Origin of the sequence: Knoellia sinensis KCTC 19936 (assembly GCF_000768705.1) — a bacterium.
Taxonomy (GTDB): Bacteria; Actinomycetota; Actinomycetes; order Actinomycetales; family Dermatophilaceae; genus Knoellia; species Knoellia sinensis.
On sequence record NZ_AVPJ01000019.1, the window covers coordinates 52,496 to 65,970 of the forward strand.

Below are 13,475 nucleotides of genomic sequence, written 5' to 3' on the forward strand. Positions count from 1 at the left end.
TTCGGTACGGCGGGAAGCCGATCAGGTGTTCTTGTCGTCCTGCTTGAGGAGGTCGGACAGGGGTGACTGGTCCACGTCGATGGGCTCGCCGGCGAACACGAAGCGCCGGTAGGCCCAGAACCGGAACAGCGTCCCGAGCCCGATCGCCACGACCTTGGTGACGTTGTCCGCGGTGAGCGAGTCGAACTCGAGGACATAGTTCGTGAAGGCGATGGCCAGGGCCTGGATGACGAGCGCGACGCCGTTGGTCGCCGCGAACAGTGCCGCCTCGTGGTGGGCCGGACGGTTGCGACGGTGGCGGAAGGTCCACGACCGGTTGCCGACCCACGCGAACGCCGTCGCGGCCGCCGCCGAGATGATCGTGGCGGCCGTGGGCTTGTCCTCGAGGACCGTGTGGCGCAGGACGTTGAAGACGCCCATGTCGACGACGAACGCGAGGACCCCGATGACGCCGAACTTGATGATCTCCCGATAGAGGACATCGATGGCTCCACGGAGCCGCGCGATGAGGCCCGGCCCGGGCGTCGTGGACGTCACCGGCTGAGCCTAGCGGTCAGCTGCCGTGAGTGACGCCGACGGTTCAGCAGCACGCTGCCGCCGACGAAGAGGAGCCAACCGATGCCCGCCGCCCCCGCGATGAGCAGGCCCAGACGCATTCCCGGAGGGCGGTAGGAACAGGTGACCCGGCCCGCGTCGCCACTCAGGGGCACGGCGGTCAGACCCTCGAACGACTGCGGGGTCGCGTCGGTGACCGGCCCGCGGCACGACCAGCCGGGGACGAGTGGCGTGGACAGGACGGCCGAGCGGGGGGCGGTCGCGGTCGGGACGGAGAAGCCCACCGTGTGGCCGGTGGCCGTGATGTCGGCGGCACCGGCGAGACGCAACGCTCCGACTGCGGAGTCGAGGGCACCGGGTCGAAGGCAGGCCACCGGGTCGAGGTCGAGGTTGGTGGAGGTCACGGTCATCGAGAAGTGGGCGGCGAACCGACCCGTGGGACCGACCACTCCGAGCGTCCGCATGGCCCCCGCATGGAACTTCCCGGGCCGCTTGGCATTGGGCGGCAGCGCCTGTCCGGGGGTCCCGTCGACGACGTAGTCGGCCACGAGCTCGGGCGCGAAGAGCAACACGCGGCTCCCCGGCTGGCACGCGACGGTCATGGTGAAGATCCCCGAGGGCGTGCTCCCCGCAGGGGCGCTCGACCGCACCTGGTAGTTCTCGTCGCGCTTGGCCAGGGTGACGCCGAAGACGGTGAACTCGGGGTTCGGGATGTCGTAGAGGTCCGCGCCGAGGGCGCGTTCGTGCGCACCCCATGCCGACGACTTCGTCGACGGCCGAGAGGTCGGGGGCCGCACCGTGACGAGGGGTGGGACCACCTCCGTCCGGAGACGCGGCCGCACTTGGTTGGGGAGGTTCGCCGCCCGGGCGCGCGTCGCGAAGATGGCGTCGGTCACGGGGGATGCGGGGTCGATGAGCGAACGACCGTAGGCGCTGAATCCCCAACCGAGCCGAGCGTGCACCTCGGTGTTGGTCGACTGGATCGTGCTCGAGTAGAACTCACTGCCCTCGCCGCCGAGGAGCATCGGGTCGTTCAGCGACACGGATGACCCCGGCGCGGTCCGCACCTCGGGCCACGCATTGGCCTCCAGGACGAGATCGCGCACGTGAGTCCGCAGGCCCAGCCGCATGTCCCCGGCGCCGAGGTCGTCGAAGCGTCGGGCGTCGATCGCCACCTGTGCGGCGGTTGTCTCGGCGACGGTTCCTGCGAGCAGGAGCATGCCGAGGAGACCTGCCACCAGGGCGCCGCGTCGGCGGGACGCGCCCACCTCCGCGCCGCTCTCCCCATTGCTGGACGCGCGCCGTCGCCACAGGGCCAGGGCAACCAGCCCCGCGACGACGACTCCCAAGGAGGTGAGGGTCAGCGGGGTCGTCGCGGGCGTCATGACGGGCTCCCCGCGTGCCCACCACCACAGGGCGGCCACGAGGGCCCCGGCGACCCTGAGTGCGGGCAGGCCGACCCCGGCGGACCCGGACAGCCACGCGGTGATGACGAGGAAGGCGCACGCCACGAACGCCTGGCGGTAGGGGTTGCCGTCAGGGGTGTCGAACGCGTGCCAGACGAGATGCGTCGACGGCACCTGCATCGAGAACAGGACCAGGGCGACGGTGACGGGCCACGCGACTCGTTCGACCAGTCGGAGCCGGGAGTTGAAGAGGGCGGTGAGGGCGAGGACGAGGCACAACACGCCGACCGCGATGCCGGGCGTGCTCGCGACACCAGCCGTGCCCGGCAACAGTCTGGCGAGGAAGGTGTCCCACCCCAGCGGCGTGAGCGTCACCGTTGGGCTGGGTGTGGACGCCTCGATCAGCCGATAGGTCGGGACGAGGAGAGGCGCCGCGAGCGCGATGCCGGTCACGAAGACGACTCCCGTGCGCACGAGGCCCAGGATCCGGTCCCACAGAGTCCGCTCGCCCACGGTGAGGAGGCGGACGACGATGAAGATCGCTGTCGCGATCGTGGCCATGTATGCCGTGTAGAAGTGAGCCGTCCAGGCGACCGTCACGAGCGGGGTGCCGACCACGAGCGGGACCCAGCCTCGACGGGCAGCCACCCAGTCGGCCACGAGGAAGAGCGCGGGCAGGGCCATCATGCCGCCGAGCCAGACGATCATGTGCCCGGTCTCGACGGCCCAGGCGCAGGTACCGTAGGCGACACCGCCGGCGATGGCCAGCCAGATCGGCCCTTCAGGGCGCAGGCGACGGAGCAGCGTGGTCATGAGTCCGGCGGCGACCCCGATGGCCAGGACGAACATGGCGAGGGCGGCGACGTCGATGCGATCCCGAGGGAAGAGCAGGGTGACCCACGAGAGAGCGGTGCCGATGTAGGCGAGGGCGTCCCCGATGGCAGGGACGCCGTGCCCGGACTGCCAGTTGAAGAAGAAGTCCCCGTGGGCGTCGCCGGTGGCGACATCTCGAGCGTAGGTGAGCATTGGAATGAACTGCTGCCCGAGGTCTCGCGTGTTCCGGGAGCGTTCCCCGAAGGGATAGGTGCCTCTCAGGGCGCTCGTCGCCACAGCTGTCGCGCCCGCGAGGACGGCCGCGGCGAGGGCGGGCAGAAGCCACATCCGCAGACCGGTGGACCGATCCCACGCGCGGGTCAACGAGCGGCGGAAGGAGTGGGTCCAGCGATCTTCTGCGACGTCTGGGTGGTCAGCGACCTTGTCGAGCGAACCCGTCGCTGCCATCAATACCCCCTCGTCGCCGCCAGCGTCAGGGTACACATCGCTGCCGTTAGGCTGTGCCCGGCCGGAAAGGATTTCCGGACGAGGGGCGAAAGGAACCCATGCACATCACGGAGCCGACGATCGCGGTCATCGTGCCGTGTTTCAACGAGGAAGCGGCCATCGGCACCGTCGTGGAGGATCTCCGGGCGGCACTGCCCACGGCGACGATCTACGTCTACGACAACAACTCGAGCGATGGCACCCGTGAGGTGGCCGCGGCTGCTGGAGCGGTGGTCCGCACGGAGATGCGCCGGGGCAAGGGCAACGTCGTCCGACGAGCCTTCGGGGACATCGAGGCCGACGTCTATCTCATGATCGATGGGGACAACACCTATGACGCGGCGGCCGCGCCCCAGCTCGTCAAGACCCTGCTCGAGAACCACCTCGACCACGTCGTCGGCGTGCGCGTCCAGGAGTCGACGACGGCCTACAGGGCAGGACACGCCACCGGCAACAAGGCGCTGACCGGGGTTGTCGGCGCGCTCTTCGGCCGGAGTTTCACGGACATGCTCAGTGGTTATCGTGCCTTCTCGCGTCGCTACGTCAAGTCCTTCCCCGCGCTGTCCCGGGAGTTCGAGGTGGAGACGGAGCTGACGATCCACTCGCTGCACCTGCGGATCCCCGTGGCCGAGGTACCCGTCGGCTTCAAGGACCGTCCCGACGGGAGTGAGAGCAAGCTGCGCACCTATCGCGACGGATGGAAGATCCTCAACTGGATCCTGCGCGTGACCAGGGTCGAGCGGCCCGGGCTCTTCCACGGAGTCCTCGCTGGGATCCTTGCCCTCGTGAGCATCGTGCTCGCCATCCCGGTCATCAGCGAATACCTTCGCACCGGACTGGTCCCACGGTTCCCGACGGCCATCCTCGCAACGGCGATCATGACCATCGCCGTCCTGACCTTCGCCCTCGGATACGTCCTCGACGCGATCCGACACGCCCGTGAGGAGAACGCTCGCTTGTCCTACCTGAGGCTCCCCGCGCCGGGGTGGGTTCTGGACGCCCGCCGGTGAGCGCGCCACGTCGTGCCCCGGGCGGGTTCCCGGTCGTCGGCATCATCGGGGGCGGCCAGCTCGCTCGTATGTGCGCCGGACCCGCCGCCGAGCTCGGAATCACGCTGAGCGTCCTCGCCGAGGCACCAGACGCCAGCGCGGCGCTCGTCATCCCGTCCGCCCCGGTGGGTGACCACACGGATGTCGACGCCGTCCTGGCCTTCGCCGCGGAGTGCGATGTCGTCACCTTCGATCACGAACACGTGCCGGCCGAGGTGCTGTCGGCGCTCGCGGCCTCGGGCGTCCCGATGCACCCGACACCCGAGGCGCTGGTCTTCGCGCAGGACAAGCTCGCCATGCGCGAGCGCCTCACCGCCCTCGGGATCCCGTGCCCGCGCTGGGCCGAGGCGCGCACGGCCGCAGATGTCACCGCCTTCGGCGACGACGTCGGCTGGCCCGTCATCGCCAAGACACCGCGTGGTGGCTACGACGGCAAGGGCGTTCGGGTTGTCGCGTCGGCCGACGACCTCGCGGACTGGCTCGAGCGCGCCGCTGCGGAGGACTCGCCACTGCTGCTCGAGGAGAAGGTTCCCTTCACGCGGGAGCTCGCCGTCCTCCTGGCCCGCAGCCCGTCCGGTCAGGCCGCGGCCTGGCCGGTGGTCGAGACCGTCCAGACCGACGGCATCTGCACGGAGGTCATCGCCCCGGCAGCTGACCTCGACACCGACACGGCGGCCCGGGCCACGGAGGCCGGCCTGCGGATCGCCGGAGAGCTCGGCGTCACCGGCGTGCTCGCCGTCGAGCTGTTCGAGCTCCCCGGGGGAGAGTTCGTGGTCAACGAACTCGCGATGCGTCCGCACAACAGCGGCCACTGGTCGATGGACGGTGCCGTCACGGGTCAGTTCGAGCAGCACCTCCGTGCCGTCCTCGACCTGCCACTCGGATCGCCCAAGCCACGGCACCGGTGGACGGTGATGGGCAACATCCTGGGCGGCGACCACCCGGAGCTCTATCCGGCATACCGTCACGTCATGGCACGTGACCCCGAGATCAAGGCGCACCTCTACGGAAAGGGTGTGCGTCCCGGACGCAAGATCGGGCACGTCAACGTGAGCGGCGACGACCTCGCCGACCTGCGCGAGCGGGCGCGGCACGCGGCCGACTACATCGAGGGAGCAGTGACGGAATGACCCTGCGAGAGAACGCGGCTGGCGCGGTCGTCGGCGTCGTCATGGGCAGCGACAGCGACTGGCCCGTGATGGAGGCCGCGTCGAAGGCACTCGATGACTTCGGCATCGCCCACGAGGTCGACGTCGTGTCGGCGCACCGCATGCCCGACGAGATGATCGCCTACGGCCAGCAGGCCGAGGAGCGCGGGCTGCGCGTCATCATCGCCGGCGCGGGCGGGGCCGCGCACCTCCCGGGCATGCTCGCGTCGGTGACGTCGCTGCCCGTGATCGGTGTGCCCGTGCCCCTGAAGTATCTCGACGGCATGGACTCCCTGCTCTCGATCGTCCAGATGCCCGGCGGTGTGCCGGTCGCAACCGTGTCGGTCGGGGGCGCACGCAACGCCGGTCTCCTCGCCGCTCGAATCCTCGGCGCGGGCGACGGCGAAGAAGCGGCGCGGATCAGGGCAGCGATGGGGGAGTTCCGGACCAGCCTGCGCGACGAGGCCCACGCCAAGGGCCAGGCCCTCAGGGACCGCCGGGCCTAACCGAGGAATTCGGTGAGTTCGGAACGCAGGGTGTGTGTGCCCAACCGTCCAATTGGGTGAGTTCGGTACGGAGCGTGCGGAACCGTCCAATTGGGTGAGTTCGGGACGCAGGGTGTGTGCCCAACCGTCCAATTGGGTGAGTTCGGTACGGGCGCGTGGGCGTTCTCGACTACCGGCTCGGCTACCGGGCTGAACCCTCGCCCCTGACCCGCGGCCACTCGGTGCGGGGACACGTGTCCATGACGACGTCGATCCCGGCCTTGCGGGCGCGCTCGGCCGCCGCTTCGTCGACGACGTCGATCTGCATCCAGATCGCGTCGATCTTCAGGCGGTCCTTGTGCTCGATCGCCTGGTCGACGACGGCACCCACGTGGCTGGAGTTGACGAAGCAGTCGATGACCTTGACGTCCTGGTCGGGGATGTCGGCCAGCGTGGCGTAGCCCTGCTGTCCGTGGACCGTCTCGGCCTTGGGGTGCACCGGAATGATGCCCTTGTGCAGTTCGTGCTTGAGCCAGTGCGACACGCCGTGTGCCGGTCGCTTCTTGTTCGTGCTGAGACCCACCACGACCCAGGTGCCGGGGTCGTTGAGGAGTTCGCGGACGAGATCGGGGTCGTTGCGGTGGCGAAGCGTCATGGTGCCCATCATGCTCCGCGGGGTGGTCCCTTGCGGGGAGGTGGGGCACACGGTTGGGTGGGGCCATGCGATTCGGACTCTTCATTCCCCAGGGTTGGCGTCACGATCTCGTCGGCATCGAGCCGGACCAGCACTGGGGTGTGATGGCCGGCCTCGCGAGGCGAGCGGACGGCATACGGGATTGGGAGTCGATCTGGGTCTACGACCACTTCCACCCGGTGCCCCACCCGACGGACGAGGCGGTCCATGAGGCGTGGTCGCTCATGGCGGCGTTCGCGGGCGTCACCGGCCGGGTCCGGATCGGGCAGATGTGCACCTGCATGAGCTATCGCAACCCGGCCTACCTCGCCAAGGTCGCGGCCACCGTCGACGTCATCTCCGAGGGCCGACTCGAGATGGGCATCGGCGCGGGGTGGTACGAACACGAGTGGCGCGCCTACGGCTACGGCTTCCCCGGTGCCGGGGAGCGCCTCGCGCGACTGCGCGAGGGCGTCGAGATCTTCCGTCAGCTGTGGACGACCGGAACCGCGACGTATGCCGGGGAGCACTACCAGGTCGACGGCGCCCTCTGCTTCCCGCGGCCTTTGCAGGGCACGGCCTTCGAGGGATCCGAACGCAGCGGCATCCCGATGTGGGTCGCCGGCGGCGGTGAGCGCAAGACCCTGCGCATCGCCGCCGAGTACGCCGACTACACGAACTTCATCGGGCAGCCCGACGTCTTCGCCCACAAGAGCCAGGTCCTCAAGGAGCACTGCGCCGACGTCGGGAGGGACTTCGACACCATCACCCGTTCGTCGAACTTCAACGTCTTCATCGGTCGCGACGAGCGTGAGGTCGAGGAGCGCTTCCGCTGGGTCGAGAACCACCTGCGCGGGGCGGGCGTGCCGGAGGAGGGGGTCCAGCGGCACCTGACGATGTACCGCGAGGGGCCTGCGGTCGGCACCCCGGAGCAGGTGGCCGAGGCGCTCGCCGACCTCCAGGACCTCGGCATGACCTACGCGATCACGAACTTCATCGAGTCGGCCTACGACCTCTCGGGAGTCGAGTTGTTCGAGCGCGAGGTCATCCCTGCCCTGCGCTGAGGCGTGCTCAGGGCCACCCGTTCGGACCCCCGCGGACGTGAGCCGTTCTGGTGAAAGCCCGTCGCGCAGCGCCCTGCGGGTTGCCAATGGCGGTAGCATGCTGGTCGGCACTTGACCGCTCTGGCTGGTGTCACATCCAAGGGGAGAAATTCACATGCTCACCACCAGACTCCGTGGCGCCCGCCGCGGTGCTGCCGTTCTGCTCACCAGCGCAGTGGCGATCGCGGGCCTGGCTGGGCCTGTTGCGGCTGACCGCAACAACCCGCTGCCGTCGCCCAAGAAGGCCATGGCGAAGGCGCGCGCCAGCGCGGACAAGGTCGACGAAGTCCCGGGGATGACCCCGGCCAAGGCCGCCAAGATGGGCATCGAGGCCGCCGACCAGACGATGGCTGCTGCTGTCGACACCACGGGTTGCGCCAAGCTCCGCGTCATCGACTCCAAGACCGGCACGGGCGCCTCGACGAAGATCTCCATCGTCGGGCACAGCGCCACGTGGACGATCGGCTCCATGCCGACGAGCTGGTACACGTCGCCGCCCACCAGCGCTCCCGTGTGGAACCTCTACTTCAAGGGCTTCTACTGGGCGAGCGAGCTCGCACCGCAGTTCCTCGCCTCCGGCGACACCGCGGGCATGGACGCCCTCATCAAGGCTGCCGCCAACTTCCACGTCGTCAACCCTGACCGTGGCAACAGCCTCAACGGCTGGGACGAAGGCACCAACCTGCGCCGCACCGAGGCCCTCAACTGCCTCTACCGCGCGAGTGGCGGCGACGCCCGCCTCAAGCCGGCCATCGAGGCCGCGGCCAAGATGAACATGGACCCCGCCCGCTACTACGGCCTGCCGAACCACTCCCCGCACAACCACGGCGCAATGGCGAACCTCGCCCTCATCGACTCCGCAGACCTGCTCAACCGGTCCGACTGGCGGATCTTCGCCGCGAACCGCCTCGTGCGCGACTCCGGCGGCGTGTGGACCAAGGGTGGACTGACCTTCGAGCAGTCGGCGGCCTACCACCACTTCAACAAGGCGATGTGGAGCGACATCGGCGACCTCCTCGCGACGTACCCCGAGCAGGAGATGCGGACGGCCGCTGGCAACATCAGGGCCTACGTCCGCACGGCCAATGCCGCCCTGTCGCACCTCACCTCGCCCAACGGCAAGCTCGTCCCCTTCGGTGACGGACTTCCCACGGCGTTCACGCGCACGGCGCAGCCCTCCGGCTCGTTCCGCGACGACCAGGCCGGTGTCCTCACCGGTCGCTGGTCCTGGACCGACCCGAACACGAGCATGTATCTCCTCCGCTACGGTCCGCCGCGTCGACTGCACGGCCAGGAGGAGCGGACCTCCCTCGTGTGGTGGGCCGCCGGAGCGCCCGTGCTCATCGACCCGGGCACGTTCAGCTACGACCCGGGCATCTACCAGACGTTCGCCAAGTCCCCGATCGGGCACTCGGTCAACATCGTCCGGAACCGGAACTTCGTCCCGTCGGCCGGGGTCAACGTCACGGCACGGTCCTCGTCCGGCAGCATCCACGGTGTCACGACGTCGGACTCGCAGTACGGCATCGCGCACACGCGCAACTGGAAGATCGACGCCGGCACCAAGAAGGTCACGCTGAGCGACACCACGAGTGGTGTCTCCACCACGACCGCGCACCTCGACTCGCGCTGGAAGCGCATGTACACCGCGCCTGACGGCAAGACGATGGGCTACTCCGACCCGCAGGGCCGGCTCCTCGTGGTCAAGGCGAGCTACCCGATGCGCGAGTTCAAGGGTTCGACCAACCCGGTCCTCGGCTGGCAGTTCCCGCAGACCGGTCAGCGGATCCAGGCACCGCAGCTGATCATGTACCCCGCAGGCGGCACGTCGACCATGACGTTCCAGGTCTTCGGCACGCGTGACAAGAAGCCGCGCCTGGTCGGCGGTCGCTGAGTCCCAGCGTCACCCGGCCGGCAACACCGGCACCCACCACCAGGGCCCCACACCTCGCACGAGGAGTGGGGCCCTGGTGGTTGAACTGGTTCAGCGACAGCCGAGCTGCGCGAGGCGTCCGCCTGGGTTCACGACAAAGGCCCCACTCCTCTCACGACAAGGGCCCCACTCCTTGAGGAGTGGGGCCCTTGTCGTTGAACTGTGTGAGTTCAGTTCAGCCGATCAGCAAGGCGTCATCTGCAGCGCAGCGTCGGAGACCGCGAGCGGGCCACCGATTGCGGTGCGGAACGTCGGCGCCAGACGGGTGTCCTCGGCGACCGTGCCGGCCGGCGCGCAGTTCGGACGCGTCAGGAGGACGGATGCCTGGTAGTACCACGCGAGCGGGGCCGCTGCGAGGGCGTCCGGGTAGTTCCAGCCGTGGGTCAGGAAGACCTCGCTGGAACCCTGCGGGAAGGTCGCCTCCGACAGCTCGGCCGCGGTGTCGGCGCGCGAGGTGCCGAAGACGCGGGTCACGGTCGCGCCGGGAACGGCGGCCTTGACGGCGTTGAGCACGGCGTCCGACACGACGAGCGGGCCACCCAGGATCTGGATGTTCGTCGGGGCGATCTCGACGAGGGCGTCCCGCGTCTCCGTGGGGAGAGTGGCGTTGCGGGTCAGCATGAGCACGCCGCCCAGGTTTGCGGCAGCGGCGCCGCCGCCGAGGGCGTCGGCGAAGCCCTCACCCGACGAGAGCACGACATCCGTCGCACCGCCGAGGTCGATGCTCGTCTGCTGGGCGATCTGCGCCGCGGTGTCGTAGCGGCTACCGCCGGCGATGCGCGCCACGGGGGCCAGGTTGGCGAGCTGCGCCTCGACCCCGGCGTTCACGGCACCGAGGCCACCGAGGATGACGATGCCCTCAGGGCTCAGGCGGTTGATCTCGGCGACGACGCCGGCCGGGATCGTGCCCGAGGCGGGGACGAGGAGCAGCGGGCCGAGGCCTGCGGCGAAGGGTCCGCCGGCGAGCGCGTCCGGGAAGTTGGTGCCCGAGGCGACCGTGACGATGTCGACCGGCGCGCCGTCCTCGAACGTGCCGTTTGGGAAGTGGACCTTGGAGATCTCCACCGGCGTGAGGTAGCGGGTCTGGCCGGCGATGCGGTCGAGCGTCGGCGCGACGGCGGCTGCGGCCGCGCTGGCACGCGCCTTGGCCCCCGGGCGTGCAGCGTCGGCGCGCTTCTGGCGGTCGGTGGTGTCGAGCAGGGCATCGACGGTGGTGGACTTGTTGGGCTCTGCGGCGGCCATCGCGGACGGGGCTGCGAGCCCCGTGGCGGCCATGCAGACGACAGCGGCGACGGACACCGCTGAACGGGCAGAAAACATGGTGATCCCCGATCAGTATGTGGCCCTGGGTGAGGGCCGTTGGTCCCAGCCAGTGAGGCCCGGGCGCCGGTAGGATATCCCCCTATTGCGCCCCAGATGGACGGGTCGGGGAAACCAATGGGCCGATGGGTACGATCCACGCGTGAGCGCGAACGCAAAAAACACAGACTTCCCCCTCTTCACGATCAACGAGGACCACGAGGCGATCCGCGAGGCCGTGCGTGACGTGGCCGAGGCCAAGATCGCCCCGTTCGCCGCGGCGGTCGACGAGGAGGCGCGCTACCCCCAGGAAGCGCACGACGCCCTCGTCGCCTCCGACTTCTTCGCGCCGCACGTGGCCGAGGAGTACGACGGTGTCGGCGCCGACGCCCTGGCGACCTGCATCGTCATCGAGGAGGTTGCGCGGGTCTGCGCGAGCTCCTCGCTCATCCCCGCGGTCAACAAGCTCGGCTCGATGCCGGTCATCCTCGGCGGGTCCGAGGAGATCAAGCGCAAGTACCTCCCGCCGCTGGCGCGTGGCGAGGCCGGTTTCTCCTACGGCCTGTCGGAGCGTGAGGCCGGGTCCGACACGGCGGGCATGAAGTGCCGCGCGAAGGCCGACGGCGACGACTGGATCCTCAACGGCCAGAAGTCGTGGATCACCAACGCGGGGGAGTCGGAGTACTACACCGTCCTCGCCGTCACCGACCCCGACGGCGCCCGCGGCAACAACATCAGCGCCTTCGTCGTCGAGAAGTCCGACGAGGGCTTCACCTTCGGTGAGAAGGAGCGCAAGCTCGGCATCAAGGGCAGCCCCACGCGTGAGCTGCACTTCGACAACGTCCGCATCCCCGGCGACCGCATCGTCGGCGCGCCCGGTGAGGGCCTCAAGATCGCCCTGCGCACGCTCGACCACACCCGCGTCACCATTGGTGCGCAGGCCGTCGGCATCGCGCAGGGCGCCCTCGAGCAGGCCACGGCCTACGTCAAGGAGCGCAAGCAGTTCGGCAAGCACATCGCCGACTTCCAGGGCATCCAATTCATGCTCGCCGACATGGCGATGGAGCTCGAGGCCGCACGCCAGATGGTCTACGTCGCGGCCGCGAAGTCCGAGCGCGGCGACGCCGACCTCTCCTTCTTCGGCGCCGCAGCCAAGTGCTTCGCCTCCGACGTCGCCATGAAGGTCACCACCGACGCAGTCCAGCTCCTCGGTGGTGCGGGCTACACCCGCGACTTCCCCCTCGAGCGGATGATGCGGGACGCCAAGATCACCCAGATCTACGAAGGCACCAACCAGGTGCAGCGCATCGTCATGGCGCGCCAGCTCCTCAAGGGCTGACCCGCAGGGACAACAACAACGCAAAGGTATGCCGGCCGCTCACGTGAGCGGCCGGCATACCTTTGTCGTTCGTGGGGCGTCTGGAGAGCCCTAGCCCTGGCTGGGCTTGCCGTCGGTGCCGGCGGGCGGGGCCTCGAGCGGCTGGTCCTCCCGGAGCATCGTGAAGAGGGCCTGGGCTCGCTCGGTGTCCCACTTCACCGCGATGCCGTTGCGCGTCTGGTAGGCGGTGCTCTCTATCGGGACGGTGAGGCTGAGCGTCGAGTCGTCGCTGGCTCCGCGCAGGGCGAGCAGGATGTTGGCGGAGTCCCTCATGGACGTGTCCTCGCCGACGCCGACTGCCCCGGCCGCGGTGTGCGTGAACGACCAGTAGCGGAACGGGTTGAGGACCGTGGACGGAGTTGCTGCGCCCTTCATGATCGCGCCGAGGAACTGCCGCTGCCGCTCGGCGCGGCCGATGTCGCCGCGCGGGTCGACCATGCGCGAGCGCACGAAACCGAGGGCGTTCTTGCCGTCGAGGACCTGGCAGCCCTTCTTGAGGTTGATGTGCGCCTTCTCGTCGTCCATGTCGAACGGCACGCAGATGTTGACGCCGCCGAGGCTGTTGACGACCTTGGCGAAGCCGCCGAAGCCAATCTCGAGGTAGCCGTCGATGCGGAGACCCGTCGTCTGCTCGAGCGTCGCGACGAGGAGCTCCGGGCCACCGATGGCGTAGGCCGCGTTGACCTTGTTGCTGCCCTCCCCGGGGATGGGGACATAGGAGTCGCGCGGGATCGAGATGATGACGGACTTGCCGCCGCCGCCCGGAACGTGCACGAGCATGATCGAGTCGGTGCGACGACCCTCGGCCTGCCCCGTGCCGAGCTCGTCGCGCTCCGCGCGCGTCAGGTCGTCCCGGCCGTCCGAGCCCACGAGGAGATAGGTGTTGCCGGGCGTCTCCGCGGGGCGGTCGCCCGAGGGAACGTCGTCGACGCGGGACACGGTGCTCCATGCGTGGAACGGCGTGATGACGAGGAACGCCAGCCACAGCAGGACCAGCAGGGGGATGAGTCGCCAGAGACGTCGACGGCGCGGCGGACCGGTGGGCCGTCGGGCGGGAGCGGGGCGCCCACCACGCGGCGGACCCGGACGACGAGCGGCCCCGGCAGGCTCAACCGGGCGGCGCGGG

11 protein-coding genes are annotated in these 13,475 nt (G+C 69.4%); 6 read left to right on the forward strand and 5 right to left on the reverse strand.

All coding sequences use genetic code 11. The annotated features are described in order from the left end of the window. Window positions 1–21: 21 nt before the first annotated feature. Window positions 22–537, reverse strand: coding sequence for a GtrA family protein (locus N802_RS17240; protein ID WP_052110109.1), 516 nt, complete (start codon window positions 535–537; stop codon window positions 22–24). Then, on the reverse strand, window positions 534–3,242 hold the full coding sequence (locus tag N802_RS17245) for a YfhO family protein (RefSeq protein ID WP_035918763.1): 2,709 nt from the start codon (window positions 3,240–3,242) through the stop codon (window positions 534–536). The genes N802_RS17240 and N802_RS17245 overlap by 4 nt, the downstream gene beginning before the upstream one ends. Window positions 3,243–3,340: 98 nt before the next feature. Between N802_RS17245 and N802_RS17250 the strand changes: the two genes are divergently transcribed. Genes N802_RS17250 through purE form a run of 3 tightly spaced genes read left to right on the forward strand, consistent with a single transcriptional unit; the run spans window position 3,341 to window position 5,984 of the window. After that, window positions 3,341–4,291, forward strand: coding sequence for a glycosyltransferase (locus N802_RS17250; protein WP_035918766.1), 951 nt, complete (start codon window positions 3,341–3,343; stop codon window positions 4,289–4,291). Beyond that, window positions 4,288–5,460, forward strand: coding sequence for a 5-(carboxyamino)imidazole ribonucleotide synthase (locus N802_RS17255; protein WP_035918768.1), 1,173 nt, complete (start codon window positions 4,288–4,290; stop codon window positions 5,458–5,460). Before N802_RS17250 ends, N802_RS17255 begins: the two co-directional genes overlap by 4 nt. After that, the gene (gene purE / locus N802_RS17260) at window positions 5,457–5,984 is read left to right on the forward strand and encodes a 5-(carboxyamino)imidazole ribonucleotide mutase (RefSeq protein WP_035918772.1); all 528 of its coding nucleotides are present in this window, start codon (window positions 5,457–5,459) and stop codon (window positions 5,982–5,984) included. The genes N802_RS17255 and purE overlap by 4 nt, the downstream gene beginning before the upstream one ends. A 181-nt stretch (window positions 5,985–6,165) precedes the next feature. Here purE and N802_RS17265 read toward each other — a convergent pair whose 3' ends face one another. After that, window positions 6,166–6,618: a CoA-binding protein gene (locus N802_RS17265; RefSeq protein WP_342666773.1), complete on the reverse strand. Its 453-nt coding sequence runs from the start codon at window positions 6,616–6,618 to the stop codon at window positions 6,166–6,168. 65 nt (window positions 6,619–6,683) lie between these two features. Here N802_RS17265 and N802_RS17270 point away from each other — a divergent pair, with 65 nt between their 5' ends. Continuing rightward, window positions 6,684–7,700, forward strand: coding sequence for an LLM class F420-dependent oxidoreductase (locus tag N802_RS17270; protein ID WP_035918774.1), 1,017 nt, complete (start codon window positions 6,684–6,686; stop codon window positions 7,698–7,700). 154 nt (window positions 7,701–7,854) lie between these two features. After that, the gene (locus N802_RS17275) at window positions 7,855–9,633 is read left to right on the forward strand and encodes a heparinase II/III family protein (protein WP_035918776.1); all 1,779 of its coding nucleotides are present in this window, start codon (window positions 7,855–7,857) and stop codon (window positions 9,631–9,633) included. 222 nt (window positions 9,634–9,855) lie between these two features. Here N802_RS17275 and N802_RS17280 read toward each other — a convergent pair whose 3' ends face one another. Further along, window positions 9,856–10,992, reverse strand: a complete 1,137-nt coding sequence (locus tag N802_RS17280) for a cell wall-binding repeat-containing protein (RefSeq protein ID WP_084072314.1) — start codon at window positions 10,990–10,992, stop codon at window positions 9,856–9,858. 142 nt (window positions 10,993–11,134) lie between these two features. On the opposite strand from N802_RS17280, the gene N802_RS17285 reads away from it, so the two are divergent. Further along, window positions 11,135–12,310, forward strand: a complete 1,176-nt coding sequence (locus N802_RS17285; protein WP_035918778.1) for an acyl-CoA dehydrogenase family protein — start codon at window positions 11,135–11,137, stop codon at window positions 12,308–12,310. A gap of 90 nt (window positions 12,311–12,400) precedes the next feature. Here the strand turns inward: N802_RS17285 and N802_RS17290 are convergent. Beyond that, window positions 12,401–13,475: LCP family protein (locus N802_RS17290; RefSeq protein ID WP_425402493.1), on the reverse strand; the 1,075-nt coding region annotated here is incomplete at its 5' end.

What these genes read in the sequence shown, in the direction of transcription:
- N802_RS17245 (WP_035918763.1), bottom strand. Translation starts at nt 3,242, where the DNA reads ATGGCAGCGACGGGTTCGCTCGACAAGGTCGCTGACCACCCAGACGTC.
- N802_RS17250 (WP_035918766.1), top strand. Translation starts at nt 3,341, where the DNA reads ATGCACATCACGGAGCCGACGATCGCGGTCATCGTGCCGTGTTTCAAC.
- purE (WP_035918772.1), top strand. Translation starts at nt 5,457, where the DNA reads ATGACCCTGCGAGAGAACGCGGCTGGCGCGGTCGTCGGCGTCGTCATG.
- N802_RS17265 (WP_342666773.1), bottom strand. Translation starts at nt 6,618, where the DNA reads ATGACGCTTCGCCACCGCAACGACCCCGATCTCGTCCGCGAACTCCTC.
- N802_RS17270 (WP_035918774.1), top strand. Translation starts at nt 6,684, where the DNA reads ATGCGATTCGGACTCTTCATTCCCCAGGGTTGGCGTCACGATCTCGTC.
- N802_RS17275 (WP_035918776.1), top strand. Translation starts at nt 7,855, where the DNA reads ATGCTCACCACCAGACTCCGTGGCGCCCGCCGCGGTGCTGCCGTTCTG.
- N802_RS17280 (WP_084072314.1), bottom strand. Translation starts at nt 10,992, where the DNA reads ATGTTTTCTGCCCGTTCAGCGGTGTCCGTCGCCGCTGTCGTCTGCATG.